The following is a 25,493-nucleotide window of genomic DNA, read 5'->3' as shown; positions in this document are numbered from 1 at the left end:
GCGTCAAATCTCGGAAAAGCCGGAGCCTCGGGTGGTGACGCCGCGCCCGGCGGCTTTCTCGATCCAGCCGAACTCCTTCAGGATCTGTTGACTGTAGGTGACGCGGCCATTCACCTTGTCCGCCCCCTCGGTCGCCAGCAGAAGCGCCGCCCGCGCCATCAAGACCGGCGGCTCGCCCTTCGGGTCGTCGATGCCGGTGACCAGCTTATGGTGGATCGTACCGGGCGTCGGCACCACCTGCGATGGCGACACGGCGGCGACCGTGATGCCGCCGTACTGCGCCACTTCCTGCGCCAGGCCCTGGGTGAAGCGTTCCAGCGCGGCCTTGGTCGCCCCGTACATCACGCCGCCACGGACCGTCTTGTCCTGGTAGGGACCGCGTCCCGGCCCGATTGCCGCGCCGGAACTGATATTGACGATGGCGCCGGAGCGGCGGGGGATCATGTCCTTCAGCACGTCCTTCGCCAGGATGAAGGGTGCGTGGACGTTGATCTGGAAGCAGCGGACCCAGCGATTGGTCGGATAGGTCTCGGTGGGCAGGTAGTAGTTCAGCGCGGCGTTGTTCACCAGCACGTCGACCGGGCCATAGGCAGACCGAGCGGCTTCGATCAGGGCGATGCAGTCGGCTTCCGAGGAGACGTCGGCGACCACCGGCGTCGCTTCCCCGCCCGCCTGGCGGATCAGTGCGACGGTGCGGGCGAGCGAACCCTCCAGCATGCGGTGCTCGCCTTCATTCATCGTACGGGCGGCACAGACGACGCGCGCCCCCTCCGATGCGAACAATTCGGCGATCTGCTGGCCGATTCCGCGGCTGGCGCCGGTGATGACGGCGACCTTGCCGGTAAGCTTGCCCATGATGGCGTTCTCCTCCAATGCTTGCGGCCTATCATTCCGCACGCGCGGAGGGCGCGCAACCGATCGGAGGGCTATGCGCCTTCCCGGACGAAGCGGTTCCGGAGGACGCCCAGGCCGGTCAGCTCCACCTCCACGACGTCGCCATGCACCAGGTCGGGTGAGGTCCCGTCGGTACCCATCCAGATGACGTCGCCGGGGTACAGCGTCAGGTAGCGGGTCATTTGTGAAATGTAGTGGGCGATGCCGAAGATCATGTCGTTGGTCTTGAAACGAAGATCCTCCTTGCCGTTGACGCGGACGATGGTTTCCATCGCGTCCAGGTCTGCCTGGGTCTGGATCCACGGTCCCATCGGCTTGAACGTATCGGTGTTCTTGCCGCGCCAGAAGGTACGGTCGCCGCGCTGCCAGGTACGCTCCGACACGTCATTGCCGATCGTGTAGCCGAAGACACAGGACATCGCTTCGGCCTCGGTCAGATGCTTGGCCTGCTTGCCGATCACCACGACCAGCTCGCCCTCGTAATTGATCTTTGTCGTGGCGTGGGCCGGAATGACCACATCCTGGTCATGCGCGACCAGGGCGTTATTGGCGCGATAGCCGATATCGGCCTTTTCGGGGAATTTCGGCGTCTCCCCGCGCTTTGCCGCCATTTCCCGAATATGGGCGGCGTAATTGATGCCGGCGGCATAGAAGGTGCGCGGGATCACCGGTACCTCCAGCGTCACCGCGGACAGCGCCACGGCGTCGCCTGACGGTGTCGGATCCGTCCAGGGCTCGCCGGCGATCGGCCGCACCATGTCTCCGTCCACCAGGCCGTAGCGGGTCACACCATCCCGGGTGAAGCGAACATAGCGCATTGGAACCATCCTCCCCGGCGTTTGTGCGCCGGGGAGGATGCGCTGGCAAGAGAGCAGGTTCAGCCCTCGTCATGCAGCCATTTGGCGAAAGCACCCGCCGTCATGGCGCCGACGATCGGCACGACCCAGAACATCCAGAGTTGCGTGATATACGCGCCGCCCGCGAACAACGCGGGGCCGGTGCTGCGCGCGGGGTTGACCGAGGTGTTCGTCACCGGGATTGACACCAGATGGATCAGCGTCAGCGCCAGGCCGATCGGGATGCCCGCGAAGCCCACCGCGGCACCGCGCGAGGTGGTACCCATGATGATGTAGATGAACATGAAGGTCATCACGAATTCGCAGATGATACAGGACAGCAGGCTGTATTTGCCCGGGCTGAGGTCGCCGAAACCATTGGCCGCAAAACCTGCCGGCATCCAGCCGGCCTTGCCGGACGCGATGGCGTACAGCACGGCCGCCGCAACGATCGCGCCAATCACCTGCGCAACGATATAGGGAATGACGTGGATATTGGCACACCGTCCGCCCGCCCACAGGCCCAGGGTTACTGCCGGGTTGAAATGGCCGCCCGAGATATGACCAACCGCATAGGCCATGGTCAGCACCGTCAAGCCGAAGGCCAGCGACACACCCAGCAGGCCAATGCCCACCTGCGGAAACGTCGCCGCCAGAACCGCGGCGCCGCAGCCGCCGAACGTCAGCCAGAATGTACCGAAAAACTCCGCCGTGACACGGCGCGTCAGGTCTTGCATCGGGTCCCCGCCCTTTCATTCGCAACCGACGCAGTAGAGCACAGCACAAGCGCAGGCCATTGCCCTCCCCGCGGTGCCATTATCTGGCAGGGTAAGACCAATGCAGGCAACTGTAATCTATCGGTCAAGAAGGCGGGAAGAACATTCAGGCCATGACCGCCGCGGCCTCCCTGGCGGGACGCAGAAAGTCCGGATCGAAAACTTTCGTCGCCATGACCTGGCAGCGGCGGATCAGCCGGATTTCGTCCGGTCCGTAATCGGCGATGGCGCGATGGATCGTTCCCAGGTGATCCCAGATCAGCAGATCGTTTTCGTTCCAGTGATGCGTGTAGCGGAACCGCATTTCCAACTGATGCTGGAACAGATAGTCCAACATGCGGTCACTTTCATCCTGCGGTAGTTCATTGATCCGCATCGCATAGCCTTCGTTGCAATACAGAACTTTTCGCCCGGTGATCGGGTGTGTAAGGAACAACGGATGCACCACCGGCGGGCGGCGGCGGCGCTGCTCATCCGTCATGGCCGGACGACCGCTGTTCTTGTGCTGGCGCATATGCTCCCAGAACTTCTCGAAGTTGTGGGTCGCCGTCATGCCGTCCAGGCGGGTCTTGATCTCCTGCGGCAGGGCCTCGTAGGCGGCGTGCATATTGGCGAATTCCGTGCCGCCCAGCGGCTTGCCGTCGCGCCGCGGGATGCGGATGCCGTACAGGACGTTCACGAATCCCATGACGTCCCGGTACGACATGTCGGTGTGCCAGTCCTGGCCGGCGTCGGGACTGCCGATATACTGACCATCCTCCTTGATATTCGACAGAATGCCAACCTCGGGGAACGGTCGGGTCGCATCCGTCTTCATGATCGGATTGCCCTGGATTTCCCCGAACTGCTCCGAGAAACGTTTCACGTCGCCGATATCCAGGTGCTGATCGGGGAAGCGCAGCACGCCGTGCCGGCCCAGCGCCAGCAGGATGCGGCCGAAGGACGGCTCATCCAGCGGTTGTGACAGGTCGACGCCACGTACGGTGGCGCCCAGGATCGCGCCGGTCGGTTCGATCGTCAGCATGTATGCCTCCTTCATCTGCGTCTTTTCATCCGTGGCAGGAGCAGCGTCAGGATCGCCCGCCGCCGGGGATATCCCGGAACGGCACGTTCTTGTCGACCCGCGGGTCCTGCGGCAGGCCCAGCACGCGTTCGGCGATGATGTTCTTCATGATCTCATCCGTGCCGCCGGCGATCCGCAGCGACGGCGCGTAGAGCAGCGCTTCCTCGAAGGCGCCGGCCAAGGGTGAATCCGGCATCATCTCGGGACCGGCCATGCCGATCAGGTCCAATCCGAAGGACAGCACCTCCTGCAGCTTGTTCGCCGCGACGAACTTGATGATCGACGATTCAGGGCCTGGGTTCTGCCCCCGGGACAGCGCTGTGATGCCTCGGAACTTGGTGAATTTCAGCCCCTGCGACCGGACATAGATGTCGGCGATCTTCTCCTGCACCGCCGGATCGTCGATCGCCGGCCCGTTCTCGGTGTCCACCTCCTGCGCCAGGCGAAGCAACTCGTCGGCGTCGGGGCCGGTGGAATCGCGCACCCCGTGCCGTTCGTTCATCAGCGTCGTCAGCGCGACCTTCCAGCCGCCGCCGACAGGTCCCAAACGGCAACTGTCGGGGATGCGCACATCCGTGAAGAACACCTCATTGAAATGGGAGGTGCCGGAGATCTGCTTGATCGGCCGCACCTCCACGCCCGGCGTCTTCATATCCAGCAGGAAATAGGTCAGCCCCTGGTGCTTCGGCACGTCCGGATTGCTGCGCGCGACCAGGATGCCGAAATCGGCATAATGCGCGCCGGAATTCCAGATCTTCTGGCCGTTGACGATCCACTCGTCACCGCGTTGCTCGGCCCTGGTCCGCAGGGCGGCCAGGTCGGAGCCGCCACCGGGTTCACTGAACAGCTGGCACCAGATTTCGTCGCCCCGCATGCAGGGACGAACGTAGCGTTCCTTCTGCGCGGGCGTGCCCCAGGTGCAGATGGTCGGCACCGACATGTTGACGCCAATGTTGAACAGGGCCGACAGGACGTCGTACTTCGATTCTTCCTGGTTGTAGATGATGGTCTGGATCGGTGAGCCGCCGCGTCCGCCCCAGTCCACCGGCCAGTGCAGGCCGACGAAGCCGGCCTCACATTTGCGGCGCTGGAAATCCTTGGCCCCGGCCAGCACCTTGGTGGCGTCGATGCCGCGGCGATAGGCCTCCACCTGGCCCGGCTTCCGGCGCGTGGCGTTGGCATCCAGGAAGCGGCGCGCTTCGATGCGGAACGCGGCTTCTTCCGGTGTATCGTCGAAGTCCATCGCTGCCTCCTAAGCTGCGGCGGTTTCGGTGGTGTTGCGCGTCCGCAGCTCACCGATCAGCCGGTGTTTCCATTCCCGCGCCCCGCCCAACGTCAGCGCCAGCAGCTTCGCTCGGCGGTAATAGAGCTGGCAGTCCATCTGCCAGGTGAAGCCCATGCCGCCATGGACCTGGATGTTTTCCTTGGTGGTGAACCACCCCGCCTCGCTGGCGGCGATCCGGGCGACGGCCGCGGCGATCGGCAACTCCGCCGCGCCGGTATGGACCGCCCAGGCGCCGTAATAGGCGTTCGAGCGCGCCAGCTCGACCTGGATATACATGTCGGCGATCCGGTGCTTGATCGCCTGGAACGACCCGATCGGGCGGCCGAAGGCAAACCGCTCCTTCGCGTAGGCGTTGGCCATGTCCATCGCGGCCTGCGCACAGCCCACCTGCTCGAACGCCATCGGCACGGCGGCGTGATCCAGCAGCGTGCGGATCGCCGCCGGCGTGGTGCTGCCCGGCAACGGTTCCGCCGCCGCGCCGGAGAACGCCAGCCGAGCGTGGGAGCGGGTGGGATCGATGGTCGAGACGATTTCGCGGGTGACGCCCGGGGCGGACAAGTCGACCAGATGCAACCAGACCCCGCTGTCTCCAGGCGCGGCGACGATGACGAAATCCGCGATGTCGCCGTCCGATACCGCCAGCTTGCGGCCGGTCAGGCGGCCGCCGTTGACAGAGGCGGCCAGGCGTTCGGGCACCGTCGCGCCGGGCTTTTCCGCTATCGCAAAGGTGCCGATCACCTCGCCCGCGGCCAGCCGCGGCAGCCAGTCCTGCTTCTGGTCTTCCGACCCGAACAGCATCAGCGCCTCGGTCGCCAGATAGACCGAGGACGAGAACGGCACCGGGGCGACGGCGCGACCCAGCTCCTCGGCCAGGACGCATACCGCGAGGCGCCCGAGACCGACGCCGCCATATTCTTCGGGGATGGCGGCTCCCAGCCAGCCCATCTCGGCGATTTCCCGCCACAGGTCGGCCGCGTAGGCGTCCGGCCCGTCGAGGATGCGGCGCGGCACGGCGCCGGGACAACGGTCGGCCAGGAACCTGCGCGCCTGATCGCGCAGTTGCAGCATCTCCTCAGAGAAGTCGAAGTTCATGGATCCTGGCCTTTTCCGTCCCGACCCGATTGTCGCCCCCTCAAAGCGCGGCGGCAAGGGCCAGGGCATGGCGGCGGCGCGGTTCTATCCCCCGTGCGTCCTGATATCCTGGCGTCCTGGCCTTCCGGCGTCCGATGCCGGGTCGCCGGCATGGCATCTGTCACGACATCCGCCGCCGTGGCGGTCAGCGCAGGGTTTGAACCGTCACCGACCGGCCGGCAAGGTTGTGGCGCGAGTTGACGCTGCGTCCCGATTTTCGGGCACCCGGTTGATCTTTCGCATCCAGTTGACGCACAGTTGGCGGCGCAACTGGTTTGCGGTGCACGCAACACCCAGCGGCATTGATCTTGCTTTTCCAACCCGTTTCGCCCTGTCGCGTTTTGTCCCGACCCATTTCGTCCTGCCTGCCAGCGAGGAACCGACCGCCGATGTCCCAAGCCGTCGCCGACCCCCGCCTGGTCAATGCCAGGTCCGCACCCAGGAAACGACTTCGCCTGTCCTGGTCCGATCCGCGGTTCCGCGCCTTCTTCTGGCAGGTCATCATTGTCGGCTGCGTCGCGCTGATCGTCTGGTACCTGGTCAGGAACACGAATCAGAACCTGGCCGCCCGGCATATCGCCACCGGTTTCGGCTTCCTGGCCCGCGTCGCGGGCATCCCGATCGGGGAGACGCTGATCCCCTACAATCCGGCGCTCGACACCTATGGCAGGGCGCTGCTGATCGGGGTGCTGAACACGTTGAAGGTCTCGGCGGTCGGTGTCGTGTTGGCGACGATCCTGGGCACGCTGATCGGCATCGGGCGGCTGTCCGGCAACTGGCTGCTGGCGAAACTGACGGCGTTCTACGTGGAAACGCTGCGCGATATCCCGCTGCTGCTGCAATTGCTGTTCTGGTACACGATCCTGCAAGGCCTGCCGGCGCCGCGGCAGGCGTTTCACATCGGCGACGCCTTCTATCTGACCAATCGCGGCATGAAGTTGGCCGTGCTGAACTGGGACACGGCGTTCGGCTGGGCTTTCCTGGGTTTCCTGGCCGGCATCGGCGGTACCGTCCTGTGGAACCGCCACGCCCGCCGCCGGCAGGAGGCCACCGGCCGGCCGCCATTGGTCTGGCCGGTCGCCCTGGTGCTGATGATCGGCCTGCCGGTGGCGATCTGGGCGTTGATGGGTGCCCCGTTCGCGGTCGACAAACCTGTCCTGCGCGGTTTCAACTTCCAGGGCGGCCTCACACTCACCCCGGAATATTTCGCCCTGCTGATCGGTCTGGTGACCTACACCGCGTCCTACATCGCCGAAATCGTGCGATCCGGCATCCAGGCGGTCGCGAAGGGACAGTGGGAGGCGGCGGAAGCGCTGGGACTGTACCGCGGCCTGGTGCTGCGGAAAATCGTGCTGCCGCAGGCACTGCGGGTGATCATTCCGCCCATGACCAGCCAGTATCTGAACCTGACGAAAAACAGCTCGCTGGCCGTCGCCATCGGCTACCAGGATATCGTTTCGATCGCCAACACGACACTGAACCAGACCGGCCAGGCGATCGAGGGCATTGCCATCATCATGGCCGTGTACCTGACAATCAGCCTGTCGATCAGCCTGTTCATGAACTGGTATAACGCGCATATCGCGCTGGTGGAGCGCTGATTCATGAGCCAGACGACGGCCACCGCCGGCAGCATCCCCAAACCGTCCCGTGAGCGGCCGCCGGCGGCACTGATCGGACCCTGGGCGTGGATGCGAACCAACCTGTTCGGCTCCTGGTGGTCGACCGCGGTCACCCTGGCGCTGGGTTACATCATCGTCCGCATCGTGTACGCGCTGGTGATGTGGGGCGTGGTGAATGCGATCTGGACCGTGCCCTACACGCCGACCGGCACGGCCAATACCGCCGCCTGCCAGATGGCCCAGGGCGTCGGCGCCTGCTGGGCGATCATAACGGATAAGTACCGGTTGGTACTGTTCGGCCGCTACCCGTATGAGGAACAGTGGCGGCCGGCCGTGGTTGTACTGCTGTTCATAGGCCTGTACGTCGTGTCGGGAATGCGCCGCTTCTGGCGGAAGGAGCTGATACTGATCTGGATCGTCACGCTGACGGTGATCGGCGTGCTGATGTGGGGCGGCATCCTGGGCCTGACGCCGGTTCCCGAGGATTCCTGGGGCGGCCTGCCGATCACCCTGATCCTGGCCACCTTCGGCGCCGCCTTCTCCTTCCCGCTGGCCATCCTGGTGGCGCTCGGCCGGCGCTCGACCCGGCTGCCGGCGGTGAAGTTCCTCTGCGTGCTGTACGTGGAACTGATCCGCGGCGTGCCGCTGATCTCGGTGCTGTTCATGGCCTCCGTGATGTTCCCGCTGTTCATGCCTGAAGGGATCACCGTCAACAAGCTGCTGCGCGCGCAGATCGCCTTCATCCTGTTCGCCGGCGCCTACCTGGCGGAAGTGGTGCGCGGCGGCCTGCAGGCGCTGCCGAAAGGCCAGGCCGAAGCGGCCGACGCGCTGGGCCTGGGCTATTGGCAGAAGACCAGCCTGATCATCCTGCCCCAGGCCCTGCGGCTGGTGATCCCGCCGCTGGTCAACACCTTCATCGGCTTCTTCAAGGACACCAGCCTGGTGCTGATCATCGGCATCTTCGACCTGCTGACCATGGGCAAGGTCGCCTTGAGCGATCCGCCATGGCAGAGTTTCTCGACCGAAATGTACATCTCGCTGGCGGTGATCTATATCGCCTTCTGCTTCGCCATGTCGAAATACAGCCGCAACCTCGAGCGCGACTTGAACCGCGCCAAGGCCCGCTGAAGGAGAGACCCAGCATGAGCGCTGCCCTGCAATCCGCCGCCGACCGCGCCGCTGCCATGCCGGCCAATGCCGAACCCGCGATCATCCTCGACAAGGTCAACAAGTGGTACGGATCGATGCACGTGCTGCGCGACGTGTCCCTGACCATCGGGCAGTCGGAGCGCGTGGTGGTCTGCGGACCCTCCGGGTCGGGAAAGTCGACCATGATCCGTTGCATCAACCGGCTGGAGACACACCAGGAAGGCCGCATCATCGTCGACGGCACGGAACTGACCGACGATCTGCGCGCGCTGGACACGATCCGGCGGGAAGTCGGCATGGTGTTCCAGTCGTTCAACCTGTTCCCGCATTTGACGATCCTGCAGAACTGCACCCTGGCGCCGATCTGGGTTCGCAAGATGCCGAAGGCCGAGGCCGAGGAACTGGCGATGGAGTATCTCAGCCGCGTCCGTATCCCCGAACAGGCGAACAAGTTCCCCGGCCAGCTGTCCGGTGGCCAGCAACAGCGCGTGGCCATCGCCCGGGCGCTGTGCATGAAGCCGAAGATCATGCTGTTCGACGAACCGACCTCGGCGCTCGATCCCGAAATGATCAAGGAGGTGCTGGACACCATGATCGGCCTGGCGGAGACGGGCATGACCATGGTGTGCGTTACCCATGAAATGGGCTTTGCCCGCCAGGTGGCCGACAGGGTCGTGTTCATGGATCGCGGCGAGGTGGTCGAAACGGGGGAGCCGAACGCGCTGTTCGAGAACCCGCAGACGGACCGCCTGAAGCTGTTCCTGAGCCAGATCCTTCGGGGGCATTGAAACCAGGCCGGCGCGCCGGCCGGTCGACAGCACGGCCACCGCCCGTGGAACGGTGACACGGCCATGCGGGGCGCCAGAAATCTTTCCATGCTGGCGGATATCGCAACGAACTGGCCCTGTCCGGCGCCTTGAACCGGACTTTGAATTTTCCCCAGAGCCTGTGGATAAGTCGGGGGAAGACTCTGTGAGAAAGGTCTTCCAAGGGGCCCCTCACCGCCCTTTTCATGGATTGCCGAAGATTTGGGCAGGAAGTAAGTTATTGATTTTAAAAGATCACATATCCGTGTGAGAAGGCAGCGTTAACCGATTGTCATATCAGCGCGGACGTGTGGACGAAGTCGGTGATTCACGGGCTGAAGCGCCCACCACGCCGACGTCGTTCTGTCAACCCCGCCATGACCCCGGATGCGTCCCGGCGAGCCGTTCCGCCGTCTCCGCAAAGGCATCCTCCTTCGGCCGTCCGCTCACCACCCCGGCTCGCTCGGCCGCAACCCCAGCATGACCTTGGCCGCCGCCTCGAAATACACGGGCAGCGCGGCGCCATGCTGGACGGCGACGTGCACGTCACGGAACGCACGCTCCAGCGGCAGGCGCTGGTAGATCGCGTTGGTGCCGGCGGCATGGAACACCTTGTCCACCGCTCGGACGCTCTCGTGCATCGCGTGCACCAGCGACAGGCGTGCCTGGGCGATCTGCTGGTCAGACGGTTCCCGGCCGGCACACAGCACGCGCCACAGCCGGCCGACCGCATCGCATACGTAGGACCGGGCGGCCTGGACGATTGCCTCTGCTTCGCCCAGATGAGCCTGCACGGCAGGGCGGTCGCGGAGCAGCGCGGCGGACATGGTGGATGCCTCGGTCGCCGCGATCTCCTTCAACGCGTCGATAGCGCCGCGCGCGATACCCAATGCGTTGGCGGCCGATGGCGTCCACAGATGCACATACCATGCGCGGGGATGGAACAGCGGCGTGGTCTCGGCCGGCAGGGCGGTCGACAACACGCTGCGTTCCGCTGGCACGAAGACGTCGTCGACGACGAAGTCCTGGCTGCCGGTGCCGCGCATGCCCATCACCTGCCAGGTGTCCAGGATGGTCACCTGCTCCCGCGGCACCCAGAGGGCCCGCAGCACCGGCGTTCGGGTCTCGCCGTCCATCATGTTGCAAGTGCAATACAACCAGCGCGCGTTCTGGATGCCGCTGGCGAAGTTCCACCGCCCGCTGACACGGAATCCGCCCGGCACCGCCCGAGCGGCGCCGCCGCTGCGGGCCGATCCGGCAGCGCGATAATCCGGCGGCGTGCCCGCCAGCGCGCGACTGACCGCGGGCGGCAGGCGGCCGAGATTCAGCGACATGGCGGCCGCGATCATCACGCACCACCCGACAGAGCCGTCGGCGCGGGACAGCGTCTCGACGACGCGGAAGGCCGTCAGCGGCGGCACCTCGGGTCCACCGATCGACCGCGGCAGATAGAGCTGATACAGCCCCGCGCCGGTCAGGCGCGCGGCCAGGTCCGGCGGGGTCTGACGCATCGCTTCCGCCTGCTCACGCGCGGCCCGCACTTCCGGCACGAGGCGCTGCGCCGCGCGCAGAATGGCAGGGGTCGGTTCGTCGTCCTGGCCGTCTTCGCTCATCAGGGTCGTGTCCTCCGGCAAAAGCTCCCTGCCCACGCATGCGCCGCATGCGCAATCCAGGCGATGGAGTGCTGCGACTGCTGGGTATCCACAGCAATCCGGAGCGGATCGTCCATCGGCTCGAGGCACCGCCACTTGAGCGAGGACGCCCCTCGGCAGCCTAAAGCGTGGCGCCGCCGTCGATCGCAACCTCGGCGCCGGTGATGTAGCCGCTTTCATCCGACAGCAGGAACAGCACGAGGTTGGCCACCTCGTCGGCGGTCCCCATGCGCTTCATCGGCACCAGTTGCACCCGCGCGTCGTTCTGCTCCGGCGTGCGCACCTTCAGCATCTCGGTATCGATCGGGCCGGGATGCACCGAATTGACACGGATCTTCTTCGGCGCGAGATCGATGGCCGCTGCCTTGGTCATGCCGCGCAGCGCCCATTTGGTCGCGCAATAGGCCAGCGACCCGGGAGAGCCGCGCAGCCCCGCCACCGAGGAGATATTGACGATCGACCCGCCCCCGGACCGTTCCATCAGCGGGACCACGGCCTGCATGCCCAGGAAGCAGCCGAGCTGATTGACCCGCATATGGCGTTCGAACAGCGCGGTGTCGGTGTCCATCAGACGGGCTGGCTGGTAGATGCCGGCATTGTTCACCAGCCCGTGCAGGCCGCCGATTTTCGCGGCGGCATCGACAGCCGCCTTCCAGTCGGCCTCTTGCGTCACGTCCTGGCGTACGAAGACGGCGCCGCCCAGCTCCTCGGCCAGCGCCTGGCCATCCCGTTCCAGCACATCACCGATGACGACGCGCGCCCCTTCGGCGACGAACAGCCGCGCCTCGGCGGCACCCTGGCCGCGGGCGCCGCCACTGATCAGTATCACTTTGCCGTTGAGACGACCCATCGTTTCCTCCATCCTTGCGGGTTCCTGACACAAGCGTATCGCCGTTCCCGGCGCCCGTCACGGCCGACAGCCACGCAATACCCTGGAACAGCGGGCCAGGCGGGACTCACTGGTGAATGCCTGCGGCCCGGCGTGTCATGCGGCGAAGCGGTCTTCCGGATCGCGCTGGTGCCGCGCACGACGGTCCTTGGCGGAAAACTACGCCACTTGCTAAACTGAGGAACGCGATTCGCTCGTTTCGCGGCGGGCGCCAGGGTCAATGGGCGGCCAAACCGACATAGGAACAGGACCATGAAGCTGAAGGCCGACCGCGCCACGTTGCTGAAAGCCCTGGCGCATGTCCAAAGCGTGGTGGAACGCCGCAATACCATTCCGATCCTGGCGAATGTCATGATCGCCGTGCGTGACGGTCGCCTGACGCTGACGGCCACGGACATGGAAATCGCGATCGTCGAGGACGTGCCGGCTTCCACCAGCCGCAACGGTGCCTGTACCGTGCCCGCCGCGACGCTGTATGAAATCGTGCGCAAGCTGCCGGAGGGAGCCGAGGTCGAGCTGGACCATCCGGGCGGCGATGCCCAGTTGTCGCTGCGTGCCGGCCGCTATGACACAAAGCTGGTGGCTCTGCCGGCCGAGGAATTTCCCTCGATGACCGCCGGCTCCCTGCCGCACCGGTTCCACCTGACGGCGCTGCAGATCCGATCGCTGATCGACCGCACGCGCTTTGCCATCAGCACCGAGGAAACCCGCTACTACCTCAACGGCATCTATCTGCACTGCGCCGATAGCGATGGCACCCAGGTGCTGCGCGCGGTCGCCACCGATGGCCACCGCCTCGCGCGGGTAGAGGAACCGCTGCCGGAAGGCGCCGCTTCCATGCCGGGCGTTATCATTCCGCGCAAGACGGTGAACGAATTGCGCAAGCTGCTGGACGAGGTGACCGGCAATGTGGAGGTCGCGCTGTCGGATACCCGGATTCAGTTCAAGGCCGACCAGATCCTGCTGACCAGCAAGCTGATCGATGGCACCTTCCCGGAATACGAGCGGGTGATCCCGCGCGGCAACGACAAGGTGCTGCGCGTCGGCAAGAAGGATTTCGCCGATGCGGTGGCCCGCGTCGCCGCCATCTCGTCGGAGCGGTCGCGGCCGGTGAAACTGTCACTGGCCCGTGACCTGTTGACCCTGTCGGCCAGCAGCCCGGAACAGGGCACCGCCAGCGAGGAACTGGACGCGGACCGCGTGAAATACGAAGCGAGCCCGCTGGAGATCGGCTTCCAGGCCCGCTACCTGAACGACATCACCGACCAGATCGAGGATCAGGTGGAGTTCCGCTTCGCCGATGGTTCCGCCCCCACGGTGGTGCAGGACGCCGGCGATGCCAGCGCGCTGTATGTGCTGATGCCCATGCGGGTGTGATGCCAAACACTGATGCCAAACACTGATGGGGCCATGCGTGGCCGTGCCAGGCGCAACCGTCATGCGGCCGATGATCGCTACCGCCCGCCACCTTGCGCGGCGAAGCGGCGTCATCCTTTCAGGAAATCCACCAGCAGCGCGGTGACCTCGGCCGCTTTTTCCTGCTGCACCCAGTGACCGGCGCCATCCAGCAGATGCACGCCGGTCATCGACGGACAGACGACCTCCTGCATCCGCTCGATCGCCCCGGGTGCCTGGTAGATTCCCCAGTCGGAGCGTCCGGCGACGAACATCGATTTCTGGTCGATCGTCCTGCCGGCAAACAGCTTCAGCTCCGCGAGGCCCACACCGGCGGTGCGGACGCGATAGTGCTGCAACCCGCCCTGGAAGCCGGTGCGCTGGTATTCACTGCTGTAGATACGCAGCTCCGCCTCGGTCAGCCAGGTATTGGCTTCGATCTCCGACGGAGTCGGCATCTCCGGGGCCACCGTTTCGGCCATGGTCCGGTCATGGTCCATGATGTAGTAGGTTGGCATCCGCGCCAGCGCCTCGGCGGTCCAGCCGGCCAGGCGGAAGGGCTTGTTGGGTGCCCAGTCGCCACTCTTATGGTGGTAATAGGCCCGCAGGAAGTCGTGTACCCCCTGCCGGCAATGCCACATATCGGCGTTGGCTTCCCGCGTGCTGTAATACCAGTGATAGTGCTTGCGCGGCCGGTCCAGCAGCGACAGCGCGCGATGGATCGCCGGATCAGGGACCGCGGGCGCGGTGACATCCGGCGGACCGCCGAACGGCGCACTCATGATCGTCATGGACCGGAAGATGTCGGGCCGCGTCAGCGCGCACCAGGCCGCCACCGAGGCCCCGTAATCATGTCCCACCACCGCGCGGACATGCGGAATATCCAGCCGCGCCAGCAGACACAGCATGTCCAGCACTTCGTTACACAGACCGAATGGCGTCAGGTCGGTGTCATACGCCGCGTCCCATCCGGTCGTGCGGCCGTAGCCGCGCAGATCCGGGGCCAGCACGCGATAGCCGGCTTGCGCCAGGCCCGGCATGACCTTGCGCCAGGACCAGGCGAGCTCCGGGAACCCGTGCAGCAACAGCACGCAGGGGTGCCCTGGCTCCCCTGCCTCCAGCAGATGAACGGTCAGCCCGTTTACATCCGGAACCATGCGCGCCCGTATACCGGCCGGCAGGATATCCGGCCCGAACGGCGCCATCATGCCGGAATCCGCACCTTCATCTCGGTGATGCCGTGGATGAAGTTCGAGTACAGGCGCTTCGGCTCCTCCATCAATTCGATCCGCGGAAAGCGTTTCATGATCTCTTCCCACAGGATATTCAGCTGCATCTCCGCCAGGCGGTTGCCGACGCAGCGATGTACGCCGAAGCCGAAGGACAGATGATGCCGAGGCCGAGCGCGATCGATGATGAAATCATTCGGGTTGTCGATGGAGTCCTCGTCGCGGTTCCCCGAGACGTACCACATCACCACCTTGTCGCCCTTGCGAATCTGCTTGCCGCCCAGCTCGGCGTCGGCAACCGCCGTGCGCCGCATATGGATGATCGGCGACACCCACCGAATGATCTCCGGCACCATGCTCGGGATCAAGCCGGGATTGGCCCGCAGCTTGTCATATTCGGCCGGGTGCTTGCACAGCGCCGCCAGCCCGCCGCTCATGGAATTGCGGGTGGTATCGTTGCCGCCGACGATCAGCAGGGTCAGGTTGCCCAGGAACTCCTGCGGATCGTTCACCAGGTTCCTGGTCGCCTCACCATGCGCCAGCATGGAGATCAGGTCATAGGACGGCGGCCGCGCCGCCCGCTCATGCCACATTCCGGTGAAGACCTGCAGCGCTTCCCGCAAAATCTCCAGCCGTTTCTCTTCAGAATTGACGATGCCGCCGGCGTTCACGTCCTCGGTGGCGCGGTCGGACCACCAGGTCAGCTTGCTGCGGTCGGCCAGCGGGAAGTCGAACAGTGTCGCCAGCATCAGCGTCGTCAGTTCGATCGAGACCTCCTGCACCCAGTCGAAGGTTTCGTTCCGCGGCAATCCATCCAGCACCCGACAGGTGCGTTCCCGGATGATGGAGGACATATTGTTCAAGTTGGCCGGCGCCACGATCGGGCTGACCACCTTGCGCTGCTCATCATGGCGCGGCGGGTCCGAGGAGATGAAGCTGGACCGCCGGAATTCCATCGGCCGATCGGTAATGGAGATGCCGCCGAGCTTGGCTTCCGAGGAATAGATCCCGGGGTGAGTCTCGACCTGCATGATGTCCTTGAACTTCGTCACGGACCAGAAACTGCCATACATCCCGTCCTTGCGATAATGGACCGGATCCTCCCGCCGCAGCCGCTCAAAATACGGGAAATAGCAGTCCTGCTGGTAAAGCCGGGGATTGCTGACGTCGATCTGGTCCAGCGGGATGGACCAGGCATCGGCGGCGGGGTCGATATTCACCGGAGCATTCATTGAGTAGCCTCCTCGCGTTCTGCTTGTCCGGGCGCTGCTTCAGTGCTGGCCTTCCGGCATCCGCACGATCAGCCCGTCCAGGCCCGGGGTGACCGGAATCTGGCAGGACAGCCGGGAGTCCGGCTGGGTCACGGCGGCGAAGCTCAGCATGCTGGCTTCCTGCGAGCCGGGTTCCGGCAGGCCGACGATCCCCAGCCAGGCTTCATCCACGTAGACGTGACACGTGGCGCAGGCGCACTCCCCACCGCAATCGGCATCGATGCCTGGAATATTATTGTCAACGGCACCCTGCATCACTGACTTGCCAACCGGGACATCGACCGTGTGCTCAATGCCGTTGTATTCGATGTACGTGATCCGCGGCATGGACATTCCTTCTTGTCGTCGCGGACGTTACGCCGCGAGCTGCTGCATCGACACTGCCATATCTTCGATCTGCACGCGAGTAAGCTGTTTGCGCCGCTGGATGATCCGCCGCCCGCCCATGAACTCGGTCGAGGCATTCACCGCCTCCACCGCCTGCACGGTTCCGTCGGCGGCCAGGTGGAACAGCGCGAATTTGCCGTCCTCCACGCGGCCGCGCACGGCGATCTCGGTGGCGTCGAACGGGATGCCGGCGATCTGCAGCCGCAACTCATACTGGTCCGACCAGAACCAGGGTACTTCCGGCGCCGGGGCGGGCTTGCCGCAAATGGCGCTGGCGGCCTGCTTGGCCTGTTCCAGCGCGTTCGGCACGCTTTCCAGCCGGCCGACCCGGTCATAGAGCGGCAACGGGCGGCGGGTGCAGTCGCCGATGGCGAAGATCGCCGGGTCACCGGTACGGGCCGCGAGGTCGACGATGACGCCGTTGTCGCAGGCCAGCCCGATCGACCGCGCCAGTTCGTCGTTCGGCACCGCGCCGACGCCGATCAGCGCGACGGTGCACGGGATGACGCGGCCGTCCGCCAGGCGCACGCCGGATACGTGCCCCCCCTCCCCTTCCAGCCCCTCGACCTGGGCGTTGACCTCGATCGCGGCCCCCCTGTCCCGATGGAACTTCTCGAAGAAGCCGGACAGCAACGGACAGGCGACCCGAGCCAGGACCCTGGGCTCCCGCTCCACGATGGTGACCTCGGCACCCAGCGTCCGCGCCGAGGCGGCGGCTTCCAGGCCGATATAGCCGCCACCGATCACCGCCAGACGCGCTCCGGGATGCAACGCGGCCTTCAGCGCCTCGGCGTCGGCGACGGTGCGCAGTTCCAGAACACCGGCCAGCTCGCTGCCCGGCATCGCCAGGCGCCGCGGCCGCGCACCGGTCGCCAGGATCAAGATGTCGTACGGCAGCACCACGTCATCCGACAGTGTGACGGTCCGCGCCGTCCGGTCGATCGCGGTGACCCGCAGGCCCAGCCGCATGTCGATCGAGGCACCGGCATAGAAGGTCGCCGGCCGCAGGACGAGCGACTCCTCGGTCGCCTCGCCGCTCAGCCATTGCTTGGACAGCGGCGGGCGCTGATAGGGCAGCAACGGCTCCTCGCCGACCAGCGTGATGGCCTCCTGCCAACCAAGCTGGCGGAGCATCGTGGCAGCGGAGCCTCCGGCGTGGCCGGCGCCGACGATGACGATGTGCCTGGACGGGTCGCTCACGCGGGGACGCTCCTGTTGTTCTGCCTGTGCATAGGAGCAGCGGGGGCGGCGGCCGGCAAGCGCCGGGGTGTGGGGTTCTCGCCGTGGGTCGGATCTAAGAAGCCGCTTTGTTCGCAGCCGCAGCAAGAAAGAATAAAAATCTTTTTTTCGTAGGCATATTGCGCTTAAACGAAAAAATATCCTCTTATCCCTGCGGATCAGCCGGAAACCGGCCGATCGCAGGAGAAACCGAACCCATGTCCACAGTTCTGTCGCCCTCGTTCCAGACCCGCGTCACAGCCGGTCCGCGGCCGGCAATGATGAGCTGTCGGCGCTTCCGGACGATGTGCCGGCGCTGAGGCGCCCCCAACCCTGGAAGGAGTTTCCCCATGCTGCAGTCCCATGTGATCGACATCGATGGTGCCTTTGTCGGTGCCGCGGTCCGGCTGGATGTCGGCTACCGCTTCATCGCCACCGATATGCGCCTGGATGAGCTGGACGGGTCCGTCTGGCCGACACTCGCGGATGTCCAGCGCCTGGCTCGCCGCCTTTACCTGAGCGGCCGCATGCCGCCGCCCGTCGGCGTCACGCATCACTGACCCAGGAGGCCCCATTGTCTCGTCCGACCTTGTCCCGGCGCCATATGCTTGGCGCCGCCGCCGCGCTACTGCCGATCGGCGCGGCGGCAACCCACGGCTTCGCCGCCAGCCGCCTGGCCGTCCCCGACGGCCTGACCGGCGCGCCCCCGATCTGCCGCACCGCCGCCACGGTGCCGGTGACCGTGGTGCCGAAGAAGAAATCCCTGAAGCTGACCTGGAATGCCAACGCCATCTGCGTGGTCGGCGTGCCGGTGGCGCAGGCGAAAGGCCTGTTCACCAAGCGCAACCTGGATGTGGAGCTGATAAATTTCGGCGGCTCCACCGACCAACTGCTGGAGGCGATCGCGACCGGCAAGGCGGATGCGGGCGTCGGCATGGCACTGCGCTGGCTGAAGCCGCTGGAGCAGGGTTTCGACGTCAAGATCACCACCGCCACGCATGGCGGCTGCATGCGGCTGCTGGCCAGGGCGGACGGCGGCGTCAAAAGCCTGGCCGACCTGAAGGGCAAGACGGTCGGCGTGTCCGACCTGGCGGCGCCGGACAAGAACTTCTTTTCCATCCGCCTCGCTCGGCTGGGTGTCGATCCGCTGACCGAGGTGGACTGGCGCGCCTACCCCGCCGACCTGCTGCCCGTGGCGCTGCAAAAGGGCGAGATCCAGGCCTTCACCCTCGGTGACCCGCTGGGCTGGGTGATCCGCGACCGCGACGGGCTGACGCAGGTCGCGACCAACCTGGATGCGGAGTACGCGCATCGCGCCTGCTGCGTGCTGGGCGTGCGCGGCAGCCTGGTCCGTGACGACCGGCCGGCGGCGGCGGCGATCACCGAGGCAATCCTGGAGGCGCAGGACTTCGTCACCGCCCATCCCGACGAGTCGGCGGCGATCTTCGAGCCCTATTCGCCGAAGGTAAAGGCATCCGACCTGGCCGCCATGCTGCGCAGCCACACCCACGGGCACCACCCCGCCGGTGCCGACCTGAAACAGGAAATCGCGCTCTACACCGAGGAATTGAAGGCGATCTCGGTGATCAGGCCTGGAACAAGCTCGGAAAAATTCTCCGCGAAGGTGTATGCCGATGTCCTCAGCTAGCACGCTGCCAGTCGGCAGCGAACTTGCCGATTTTCCCCTGATCGAAGCGGGACGCCAGGGCTTCTGGCATGTCGGATTGATGGCGGCGACCGGCTGGGGCGCCGCGGCGGCCGTCATCCAGTTCCTGCCCGATATCGACGATTTCGAGCGTACTTCCCTGCTGGCCCGGATTGCGGCCTTGGTCGGCGGATTGCTGGCCGTTGCCGTCATCGGACAGGCGTTGCTGCGGCGGGACCTGCCGACGCGGCTGCGCCGGGCGGGTCCGTGGCTGCTGGTGTTGCCGCTGGGGCTGATCGCGTGGGAACTGGTGACGGCGAAATACGCGGTCTTGCCACGGCCGTTCTTCGCCTCGCCGCAGGCCTTGCTGGAAGTCTTCACCGACGACTACGCCAAGCTGGGTGACAGCGTCTGGCACAGCCTGCTGCTGCTGGGCGGCGGCTATGGGATTGGCGCGGCGGTCGGCTTCATCTTCGGCGTGGCGATCGGCTGGTCGCGCGTGGTGGGCTACTGGGCGCATCCGGTGCTGCGGCTGGTCGGGCCGCTGCCGGCGACGGCCTGGCTGCCGCTGGCCTTCTTCGCATTCCCCACCAGTCACAGCGCCAGCACCTTCCTGGTCGCGCTGGCCACCGGCTTTCCGGTGACGGTGCTGACCTGGTCCGGCGTCACCGGCGTCAACAAGGCATATTACGATGTCGCCCGCACCATGGGCGCCAGCCAGCGTTTCCTGGTGACCAAGGTGGCGATTCCGGCGGCACTCCCATCCGTCTTCGTCGGCCTGTTCATGGGACTGGGCGCATCGTTCTCGGTGCTGGTGGTGGCCGAGATGATGGGCGTGAAGTCCGGCCTGGGCTGGTACCTGCAATGGGCCCAGGGCTGGGCGGCGTATGCCAACATGTATGCCGCGCTGCTGGTCATGGCACTGATGTGCACCGGCCTGATCACGTTGCTGTTCCGTATCCGTGACCGCTTGCTGGCCTGGCAGAAGGGATTGGTCCAATGGTAGCGCCTGCCGAATCCATCCAGCCCGTCGGGGCCGCACTGGATGTGTTGGATGTCAGCCATCGTTTCGATCTGGATGGCGGTTTCCTGCCGGTCCTGAACCACGTGTCGTTGCGCGTGGAACCGGGTGAGATGGTCGCGCTGCTGGGTCATTCCGGCTGCGGCAAATCCACCCTGCTGCGCCTGGTTGCGGGGCTGGAGCGGCCGACCCTGGGCGCGCTGCTGGTCGACGGCAAGCCGATCGATGGGCCCGACCCATCCCGTGTCATCATGTTCCAGGACCCCACGCTCTATCCCTGGCGCACAGTCAAGGCGAACGTGTCGCTAGGCCTGGAGGCACGGGGCTTGTTGCGCAGCCAGGCCCACCGCGTGGACAAGGCATTGGAGCTGGTCGGCCTCGGCGCTTTCGCGCAGGCCTACCCGCACCAGCTTTCCGGCGGCATGGCCCAGCGTGTGTCCCTGGCACGGGCGCTGGTGAATGACCCGACCCTGCTGCTGCTGGATGAGCCGCTGGGCAAGCTCGATTCAATGACCCGTATCAGCATGCAGCAGGAACTGGTGGCGTTGTGGCAGCGCACCGGCTTCACCGCCCTGCTGGTCACCCACGACGTGGAAGAGGCGCTGTTCATGTGCAACCGCGTCGTCGTGCTGACGCCCCGTCCGGCGGCGGTCAAGGAAGATATCCGTGTCGATCTGCCGTTCCCGCGCCATCGCGGCAATCCACGGCTGGCGGAACTGCGGCGGCGCATCCTGGGCCTGCTGGGCCTGGACGCGGATTGGTAGGAGGACTCCCATGTGGCTATATCACATTAAGAATATATGGAATTCGATCGACCGGGGTTGGTCGCAGATCTATGGCAGCGATCCTTACCCTGCTTTTGCCTGCATTTGCTGTTGACTCCGTAGGGCATCCCGTGCCCCTATAATTCCTATCTGTTTTATATGTTATGTGTCCGGCGACCAACGCCGGCGCATCAGGGTGGCTTCCACGACATGGCCGCTTGCGTGTCCGCTCGCGGTTCCAGGAACACATGACAGGAAAGGAAACGATGCGATGCCGATCGCCGTTCCCCCCCTCCATACTCGCCGGCCGGCACTGACCCGCCGCCGCGCACTGATCGCCGGCCTGGCCACGCCGTTCATCGGCCGCGCCGCCCAGGCGGCGCCCAAAGCCGCGCCGAAAACCCTGCGCCTGGGGTTTCAGAAAGGTGAACCCATCCTGATGGCCGCGCGGACCAATCGCGACCTGGAAAAAGCCCTGGCACCGCTGGATCTGTCGGTGGAATGGATTGAATTCCAGTTCGGCCCGCCGATGCTGGAAGCCATGCGCGTCGGCGGCATCGATCTGGGCGCGGTCGGCGACACGCCGCCGATCTTCGCCCAGGCGGCGCGTGGCGATCTGATGTACGTGGCCGCCGGCCGCGGCGCGCCGCAGTCGATCCTGTTGCCGCCAAACTCCCCCATCCAGGCCTTGCAGGATCTGAAAGGCCGCAAGCTGGCCTTCGGCCGCGGCTCCTCGGCACACAACTTCGCGCTGATGGTGCTGGAGAAAGCCGGCCTGGCCTACCAGGACATCCAGCCGATCTATTTGGGACCCGCCGATGCCGGCGCCGCCTTCTCGCAAGGTGCGATCGAGGCCTGGAGCATCTGGGAACCCTATGCCTCGCTGTTCAACAATCGCCCCGGTGTGCGCACGCTGACGACCAACAATGAGATCGGCACGCAGTATTCGTACTTCATGGCCAATGGCGGTTTCGTCCGTGACAACCCGGCCTTGACCGCCGCCGCGTTGCGGACGTTGACCGTGGTGGCCGAGAAGGCGCGCGCCGAGAAGCCGGCCATCGCCGCCCTGCTGGCAGGTTCGACCGGCATCGCCCAGGACGTGTGGAACCGAGCCTTGGAGCGGCATCCGCTGGATGTGCTGCCGTTGAGTGATGAACTGGCCCGCAGCCAGCAGGTCGTTGCCGACCGGTTCAAGGCACAGGGCCTGATCCCGGTTGCGATCAAGCCCGGCGATATATTCTGGCATCAGAACGTTTAGGACTCCGCGCCATGTCCCACACCGATCCCCACACCGATCCCTTGGACGTCTTCTGGTTCCTGCCCACCAGCGGCGACGGCGCCTATCTGGGCACCGAGAAGGGCCACCGGCCGGCCGATATTGGCTATCTGCGCGACATCGCCCAGGCGGCCGACCGGCTGGGCTTTGGCGGCGCCCTGCTGCCCACCGGCCCCAACTGCCTGGACGGCTGGATGGTCGGCTCCGCCCTCGCGCCCCAGACACAGCGGCTGAAATTCCTGCTGGCGCTACGGCCCGGCTTCCTTACACCCGGCCTCGCCGCGCGCCAATCGGCGGCGCTGGACCGGATCAGCGAGGGACGCCTGCTGCTGAACATCGTCACCGGTGGCAGCCCGAGGGAACTGGGCGGCGACGGCCTGTTCCTGGACCATGACGAGCGCTATGCCCTGACCGAAGAGTTCCTGACCGTCTGGCGTGGCCTGCTGCGCGACGGCGAGATTGATTTCGCCGGCAAGCATCTCATCGCCCGAGAGGCTCGGCTGGGTTATTTCGATAGCGTCCAGAGACCCTACCCGCCACTGTGGTTTGGCGGCTCGTCGGAAGCCGGCATCCGCACGGCGGCGGAACATTGTGACACCTACCTGACCTGGGCGGAACCGCCCGCGGACGTCAGGCAGAAGCTGGACACGGTCCGCGCTGCCGCGGCCACCCGGGGACGCGCGCTGGCGTTCGGCATGCGCGTCCATCTGATCGTGCGCGAAACGGATGCCGAGGCATGGGACGCAGCGAACCGGCTGATCAGCCACTTGTCGGACGAAACCATCGCCGCCGCGCAACAGCGGATGCGAGCGGACACCGACTCCATCGGCCAGTTGCGACAACTGAACCTGCACAATGGCCGGCGCGACAGGCTGGAGATCAGCCCGAACCTGTGGGCCGGCGTCGGCCTTGTCCGCCACGGCGTCGGCACCGCCCTGGTCGGCAGCCCCGCAACGGTGGCCGCCCGGCTGCGCGAGTATCAAGCACTGGGCATCCGGACGATCATCGCGTCGGGCTATCCGCACCTGGAGGAAGCCTATCGCGTCGCGGAACTGCTGTTCCCCGCCCTGGGAATTGGCGGGCGAAAGGCCGAACCGGGGCGGGACTTCAGGGCGGCGCCGTCGATGGATCCGCTAGCCGGGCCGATGACCCGGATAGCGGCGGAATAGCGACGACATCCGTATCGTAACCGATATAATACAGTTGGCAGAGGAGATCGATACAATGTCATTCCGATTTGCCTACGAAGAGCCGGCTCCCGTCACGGCCGGCGCCATGCCGCATGCCTGTGGCCTGGATCGCCCATCCTATCGCCTTGCGAACCGGCTGAGCTGGGCCGACCGGCGCGGCGTGTCCCTGCCTGCCCGAGACACGTCCGTCGCCACAGCCAACCCACAAGCGAAACCGCAAGGGCTGCTGGCGCGGCTCCAACGCCTGCTCGCCGCGGTCTCCTGGCCACCGGCCGCCGATATCTGGGTGGATGTCCCCGTGCTGGATCTGCAGGGGATGGGCTACCCGCTTCTGCTGGACCTCTACGACAGGGACCGGGACGAATACGACAGGGACCGGTGCGCATGAAACGCGCCCTGCCCTGGATCACGCCGGTGCTGATCCTGCTCGCCTGGCAATTCGCCGCTGTGGCCGGCTGGCTCGGCGCGCAGGTGATGCCGGCGCCCACAGCGGTCGCGGAGGCCTTCTGGCGTGTCGCCAGCAATGGTGAGCTGTGGCGTGACATCCAGGTCAGCACTTGGCGTGCCTTCGCTGGTTTCGCGATCGGTGGCGGTCTTGGTTTCGCCTTCGGCATGGCCAATGGCTTGTCCGACCTGTCTGAGAAACTGACGGATTCCACTCTCCAGATGGTGCGGAACATTCCACATCTGGCGCTGATTCCGCTGGTCATCCTGTGGTTCGGCATCGGCGAGGAAGCCAAGCTGTTCCTGGTCGCCTTGGGCGTGTTCTTCCCGATCTACATCAACACGCTGCACGGCGTCCGGTCCATCGATCCGCATCTGCTGGAGATGGCCCGCGCCTATGGCATGAGCCGCAGTGCCACCTTCTGGCGCGTGGTGTTTCCCGGCGCGCTGCCGTCGATCTTCGTCGGCCTGCGCTACGGGCTGGGCATCATGTGGCTGACCCTGATCGTGGCGGAAACGATCTCGGCGTCCTCCGGCATCGGCTTCATGGCGATGAACGCGCGCGAGTTCATGATGACCGACGTCGTTGTGGTATCGATCCTGATCTATGCCGCGCTGGGCAAGCTGGCGGATACGGTGGCGCGCATCCTGGAGCGCACATGCCTGGCCTGGAACCCGGTCTACGTGGAGGTGTAAGCGATGAATGTCAGCGTCCTCGACACGCGGCCCGACACGGCGGTCCGGATCAGCGCCGATGGCGCCCATCTGCGCTTGCACGGAGTGACCAAGTCCTTCGGCGCTCTGACCGTGCTGGATGACATCGACCTTGAGATCCCGGCCGGCCAGTTCGTCGCCATCGTCGGACGCAGCGGCTGCGGCAAGAGCACGTTGCTGCGCCTGCTGGCCGGGCTCGATCAGCCCAGCGCCGGACGCATCGAGATCGATGGCGAAACCGGGAAATGGCGCGACCGCGTGCGGCTGATGTTCCAGGAACCGCGGCTGCTGCCTTGGCAGCGTGTCGCCGCCAATGTCGCGGTCGGCCTGCCGCACGCCCGGTCCAGCAGCGAGCGCAGAGATCTCGCGCAGGATGCCCTGGAGCAGGTCGGCCTGGGCACCCGTGGCGGCGATTGGCCATCTTTGCTGTCCGGTGGGCAGAAGCAGCGCGTCGCGCTGGCGCGTGCCCTGGTCAGCCATCCGGCGGTGCTGGCCTTCGACGAACCGCTGGGGGCGCTGGATGCGCTGACCCGGATCGACATGCAGGCGCTGATTGTTCAGGTGTGGTGCGACAAAGGTTTCACGGCGATCGTCGTGACCCATGACGTCGCCGAAGCAGTCACGCTGGCAGACCGCATCCTTGTGCTCGACCATGGCCGTGTCGCGAAGGACGTGATGGTCGAGCTCCCACGCCCGCGCCGGCATGGCGATGCCGCCGCCGCGGCGATCGAAGGGCGTATTCTGGATCGGCTGCTGGCACGTCATGAAGCCTGACACGTCATGGAGCATGACCGAACCAGATCAGCCCGATTCTGCCCTGCAACCCTTGGCTTCAA

25 protein-coding genes are annotated in these 25,493 nt (G+C 65.6%); 13 read left to right on the top strand and 12 right to left on the bottom strand.

Annotated features, from left to right (window positions below; all coding sequences use genetic code 11):
- Positions 1 to 3: 3 nt before the first annotated feature.
- The 6 genes from VHC04_RS08940 to VHC04_RS08915 all read right to left on the bottom strand — a co-directional run bounded on the left by VHC04_RS08940 (position 4) and on the right by VHC04_RS08915 (position 5,946).
- Positions 4 to 855, bottom strand: a complete 852-nt coding sequence (locus tag VHC04_RS08940) for an SDR family NAD(P)-dependent oxidoreductase (protein ID WP_325680199.1) — start codon at positions 853 to 855, stop codon at positions 4 to 6.
- A gap of 71 nt (positions 856 to 926) precedes the next feature.
- On the bottom strand, positions 927 to 1,712 hold the full coding sequence (locus tag VHC04_RS08935; RefSeq protein WP_325680197.1) for a fumarylacetoacetate hydrolase family protein: 786 nt from the start codon (positions 1,710 to 1,712) through the stop codon (positions 927 to 929).
- Between the two features lie 59 nt (positions 1,713 to 1,771).
- Positions 1,772 to 2,467, bottom strand: a complete 696-nt coding sequence (gene aqpZ / locus VHC04_RS08930) for an aquaporin Z (RefSeq protein ID WP_325680195.1) — start codon at positions 2,465 to 2,467, stop codon at positions 1,772 to 1,774.
- Between the two features lie 145 nt (positions 2,468 to 2,612).
- Positions 2,613 to 3,530 (bottom strand): TauD/TfdA dioxygenase family protein, encoded by a 918-nt coding sequence (locus VHC04_RS08925; protein ID WP_325680193.1) that lies wholly within the window; start codon positions 3,528 to 3,530, stop codon positions 2,613 to 2,615.
- 46 nt (positions 3,531 to 3,576) lie between these two features.
- Positions 3,577 to 4,812, bottom strand: coding sequence for an acyl-CoA dehydrogenase family protein (locus VHC04_RS08920; RefSeq protein ID WP_325680191.1), 1,236 nt, complete (start codon positions 4,810 to 4,812; stop codon positions 3,577 to 3,579).
- 9 nt (positions 4,813 to 4,821) lie between these two features.
- Positions 4,822 to 5,946, bottom strand: a complete 1,125-nt coding sequence (locus VHC04_RS08915) for an acyl-CoA dehydrogenase family protein (RefSeq protein ID WP_325680189.1) — start codon at positions 5,944 to 5,946, stop codon at positions 4,822 to 4,824.
- Between the two features lie 428 nt (positions 5,947 to 6,374).
- Here VHC04_RS08915 and VHC04_RS08910 point away from each other — a divergent pair, with 428 nt between their 5' ends.
- Genes VHC04_RS08910 through VHC04_RS08900 form a run of 3 tightly spaced genes read left to right on the top strand, consistent with a single transcriptional unit; the run spans position 6,375 to position 9,544 of the window.
- Entirely contained in the window at positions 6,375 to 7,586 is a 1,212-nt protein-coding gene (locus VHC04_RS08910; RefSeq protein WP_325680187.1) for an amino acid ABC transporter permease, read from the top strand.
- Positions 7,587 to 7,589: 3 nt separating this feature from the next.
- Positions 7,590 to 8,735, top strand: coding sequence for an amino acid ABC transporter permease (locus VHC04_RS08905; RefSeq protein ID WP_325680185.1), 1,146 nt, complete (start codon positions 7,590 to 7,592; stop codon positions 8,733 to 8,735).
- Positions 8,736 to 8,791: 56 nt separating this feature from the next.
- Positions 8,792 to 9,544, top strand: a complete 753-nt coding sequence (locus VHC04_RS08900) for an amino acid ABC transporter ATP-binding protein (RefSeq protein ID WP_325680274.1) — start codon at positions 8,792 to 8,794, stop codon at positions 9,542 to 9,544.
- A gap of 464 nt (positions 9,545 to 10,008) precedes the next feature.
- Here VHC04_RS08900 and VHC04_RS08895 read toward each other — a convergent pair whose 3' ends face one another.
- Positions 10,009 to 11,175: an acyl-CoA dehydrogenase family protein gene (locus VHC04_RS08895; protein WP_325680182.1), complete on the bottom strand. Its 1,167-nt coding sequence runs from the start codon at positions 11,173 to 11,175 to the stop codon at positions 10,009 to 10,011.
- 160 nt (positions 11,176 to 11,335) lie between these two features.
- Complete coding sequence (locus tag VHC04_RS08890; protein ID WP_325680180.1) at positions 11,336 to 12,064, bottom strand: SDR family NAD(P)-dependent oxidoreductase; 729 nt, start codon at positions 12,062 to 12,064, stop codon at positions 11,336 to 11,338.
- A gap of 291 nt (positions 12,065 to 12,355) precedes the next feature.
- On the opposite strand from VHC04_RS08890, the gene dnaN reads away from it, so the two are divergent.
- Entirely contained in the window at positions 12,356 to 13,480 is a 1,125-nt protein-coding gene (gene dnaN / locus VHC04_RS08885) for a DNA polymerase III subunit beta (protein ID WP_325680178.1), read from the top strand.
- Positions 13,481 to 13,590: 110 nt separating this feature from the next.
- Here the strand turns inward: dnaN and VHC04_RS08880 are convergent, their stop codons facing one another.
- Genes VHC04_RS08880 through VHC04_RS08865 form a run of 4 tightly spaced genes read right to left on the bottom strand, consistent with a single transcriptional unit; the run spans position 13,591 to position 17,585 of the window.
- Positions 13,591 to 14,706 (bottom strand): alpha/beta fold hydrolase, encoded by a 1,116-nt coding sequence (locus VHC04_RS08880; RefSeq protein ID WP_325680176.1) that lies wholly within the window; start codon positions 14,704 to 14,706, stop codon positions 13,591 to 13,593.
- Positions 14,703 to 15,959: a cytochrome P450 gene (locus tag VHC04_RS08875; protein ID WP_325680175.1), complete on the bottom strand. Its 1,257-nt coding sequence runs from the start codon at positions 15,957 to 15,959 to the stop codon at positions 14,703 to 14,705. The genes VHC04_RS08880 and VHC04_RS08875 overlap by 4 nt, the downstream gene beginning before the upstream one ends.
- A gap of 39 nt (positions 15,960 to 15,998) precedes the next feature.
- Positions 15,999 to 16,325, bottom strand: coding sequence for a 2Fe-2S iron-sulfur cluster-binding protein (locus VHC04_RS08870; protein WP_325680173.1), 327 nt, complete (start codon positions 16,323 to 16,325; stop codon positions 15,999 to 16,001).
- A gap of 27 nt (positions 16,326 to 16,352) precedes the next feature.
- Complete coding sequence (locus VHC04_RS08865) at positions 16,353 to 17,585, bottom strand: NAD(P)/FAD-dependent oxidoreductase (protein WP_325680171.1); 1,233 nt, start codon at positions 17,583 to 17,585, stop codon at positions 16,353 to 16,355.
- A gap of 368 nt (positions 17,586 to 17,953) precedes the next feature.
- On the opposite strand from VHC04_RS08865, the gene VHC04_RS08860 reads away from it, so the two are divergent.
- The 9 genes from VHC04_RS08860 (at position 17,954) to VHC04_RS08820 (ending at position 25,431) form a co-directional block, all read left to right on the top strand.
- Entirely contained in the window at positions 17,954 to 18,163 is a 210-nt protein-coding gene (locus tag VHC04_RS08860; RefSeq protein WP_325680169.1) for a hypothetical protein, read from the top strand.
- A 14-nt stretch (positions 18,164 to 18,177) separates the two neighbouring features.
- Positions 18,178 to 19,251 carry an ABC transporter substrate-binding protein gene (locus VHC04_RS08855; protein ID WP_325680167.1) on the top strand — a complete coding sequence of 358 codons (1,074 nt, stop codon included), beginning with the start codon at positions 18,178 to 18,180 and terminating at the stop codon, positions 19,249 to 19,251.
- On the top strand, positions 19,238 to 20,254 hold the full coding sequence (locus tag VHC04_RS08850; protein ID WP_325680165.1) for an ABC transporter permease: 1,017 nt from the start codon (positions 19,238 to 19,240) through the stop codon (positions 20,252 to 20,254). The genes VHC04_RS08855 and VHC04_RS08850 overlap by 14 nt, the downstream gene beginning before the upstream one ends.
- Positions 20,248 to 21,033 (top strand): ABC transporter ATP-binding protein, encoded by a 786-nt coding sequence (locus tag VHC04_RS08845; RefSeq protein WP_325680163.1) that lies wholly within the window; start codon positions 20,248 to 20,250, stop codon positions 21,031 to 21,033. The genes VHC04_RS08850 and VHC04_RS08845 overlap by 7 nt, the downstream gene beginning before the upstream one ends.
- A 271-nt stretch (positions 21,034 to 21,304) precedes the next feature.
- Complete coding sequence (locus VHC04_RS08840; protein ID WP_325680161.1) at positions 21,305 to 22,291, top strand: aliphatic sulfonate ABC transporter substrate-binding protein; 987 nt, start codon at positions 21,305 to 21,307, stop codon at positions 22,289 to 22,291.
- A gap of 11 nt (positions 22,292 to 22,302) precedes the next feature.
- Positions 22,303 to 23,478, top strand: coding sequence for an FMNH2-dependent alkanesulfonate monooxygenase (gene ssuD / locus VHC04_RS08835; protein ID WP_325680159.1), 1,176 nt, complete (start codon positions 22,303 to 22,305; stop codon positions 23,476 to 23,478).
- Positions 23,479 to 23,533: 55 nt separating this feature from the next.
- The gene (locus VHC04_RS08830) at positions 23,534 to 23,887 is read left to right on the top strand and encodes a hypothetical protein (RefSeq protein WP_325680157.1); all 354 of its coding nucleotides are present in this window, start codon (positions 23,534 to 23,536) and stop codon (positions 23,885 to 23,887) included.
- Positions 23,884 to 24,639: an aliphatic sulfonate ABC transporter permease SsuC gene (gene ssuC / locus VHC04_RS08825; protein WP_325680155.1), complete on the top strand. Its 756-nt coding sequence runs from the start codon at positions 23,884 to 23,886 to the stop codon at positions 24,637 to 24,639. Before VHC04_RS08830 ends, ssuC begins: the two co-directional genes overlap by 4 nt.
- A gap of 3 nt (positions 24,640 to 24,642) precedes the next feature.
- Complete coding sequence (locus tag VHC04_RS08820) at positions 24,643 to 25,431, top strand: ABC transporter ATP-binding protein (RefSeq protein WP_325680152.1); 789 nt, start codon at positions 24,643 to 24,645, stop codon at positions 25,429 to 25,431.
- The last annotated feature ends 62 nt before the right edge of the window (positions 25,432 to 25,493 follow it).

The sequence above is a fragment of the Rhodopila sp. genome (assembly GCF_035548095.1).
In the GTDB taxonomy this organism is placed as follows: domain Bacteria; phylum Pseudomonadota; class Alphaproteobacteria; order Acetobacterales; family Acetobacteraceae; genus Rhodopila.
This window is presented reverse-complemented; position numbering and strand designations above follow the sequence as displayed.

Bases quoted from the DNA above. Each gene is read 5' to 3' on its own strand.
- VHC04_RS08925 (WP_325680193.1), bottom strand. From the start codon at position 3,530: ATGCTGACGATCGAACCGACCGGCGCGATCCTGGGCGCCACCGTACGT.
- VHC04_RS08875 (WP_325680175.1), bottom strand. From the start codon at position 15,959: ATGAATGCTCCGGTGAATATCGACCCCGCCGCCGATGCCTGGTCCATC.
- VHC04_RS08905 (WP_325680185.1), top strand. From the start codon at position 7,590: ATGAGCCAGACGACGGCCACCGCCGGCAGCATCCCCAAACCGTCCCGT.
- VHC04_RS08870 (WP_325680173.1), bottom strand. From the start codon at position 16,325: ATGCCGCGGATCACGTACATCGAATACAACGGCATTGAGCACACGGTC.
- VHC04_RS08890 (WP_325680180.1), bottom strand. From the start codon at position 12,064: ATGGGTCGTCTCAACGGCAAAGTGATACTGATCAGTGGCGGCGCCCGC.
- VHC04_RS08900 (WP_325680274.1), top strand. From the start codon at position 8,792: ATGCCGGCCAATGCCGAACCCGCGATCATCCTCGACAAGGTCAACAAG.
- aqpZ (WP_325680195.1), bottom strand. From the start codon at position 2,467: ATGCAAGACCTGACGCGCCGTGTCACGGCGGAGTTTTTCGGTACATTC.
- VHC04_RS08850 (WP_325680165.1), top strand. From the start codon at position 19,238: ATGTCCTCAGCTAGCACGCTGCCAGTCGGCAGCGAACTTGCCGATTTT.
- VHC04_RS08935 (WP_325680197.1), bottom strand. From the start codon at position 1,712: ATGCGCTATGTTCGCTTCACCCGGGATGGTGTGACCCGCTACGGCCTG.
- VHC04_RS08915 (WP_325680189.1), bottom strand. From the start codon at position 5,946: ATGAACTTCGACTTCTCTGAGGAGATGCTGCAACTGCGCGATCAGGCG.
- VHC04_RS08820 (WP_325680152.1), top strand. From the start codon at position 24,643: ATGAATGTCAGCGTCCTCGACACGCGGCCCGACACGGCGGTCCGGATC.
- dnaN (WP_325680178.1), top strand. From the start codon at position 12,356: ATGAAGCTGAAGGCCGACCGCGCCACGTTGCTGAAAGCCCTGGCGCAT.
- VHC04_RS08940 (WP_325680199.1), bottom strand. From the start codon at position 855: ATGGGCAAGCTTACCGGCAAGGTCGCCGTCATCACCGGCGCCAGCCGC.
- VHC04_RS08840 (WP_325680161.1), top strand. From the start codon at position 21,305: ATGCCGATCGCCGTTCCCCCCCTCCATACTCGCCGGCCGGCACTGACC.
- VHC04_RS08860 (WP_325680169.1), top strand. From the start codon at position 17,954: ATGCTGCAGTCCCATGTGATCGACATCGATGGTGCCTTTGTCGGTGCC.
- VHC04_RS08895 (WP_325680182.1), bottom strand. From the start codon at position 11,175: ATGAGCGAAGACGGCCAGGACGACGAACCGACCCCTGCCATTCTGCGC.
- VHC04_RS08920 (WP_325680191.1), bottom strand. From the start codon at position 4,812: ATGGACTTCGACGATACACCGGAAGAAGCCGCGTTCCGCATCGAAGCG.
- VHC04_RS08910 (WP_325680187.1), top strand. From the start codon at position 6,375: ATGTCCCAAGCCGTCGCCGACCCCCGCCTGGTCAATGCCAGGTCCGCA.
- VHC04_RS08845 (WP_325680163.1), top strand. From the start codon at position 20,248: ATGGTAGCGCCTGCCGAATCCATCCAGCCCGTCGGGGCCGCACTGGAT.
- VHC04_RS08830 (WP_325680157.1), top strand. From the start codon at position 23,534: ATGTCATTCCGATTTGCCTACGAAGAGCCGGCTCCCGTCACGGCCGGC.
- ssuD (WP_325680159.1), top strand. From the start codon at position 22,303: ATGTCCCACACCGATCCCCACACCGATCCCTTGGACGTCTTCTGGTTC.
- ssuC (WP_325680155.1), top strand. From the start codon at position 23,884: ATGAAACGCGCCCTGCCCTGGATCACGCCGGTGCTGATCCTGCTCGCC.
- VHC04_RS08880 (WP_325680176.1), bottom strand. From the start codon at position 14,706: ATGATGGCGCCGTTCGGGCCGGATATCCTGCCGGCCGGTATACGGGCG.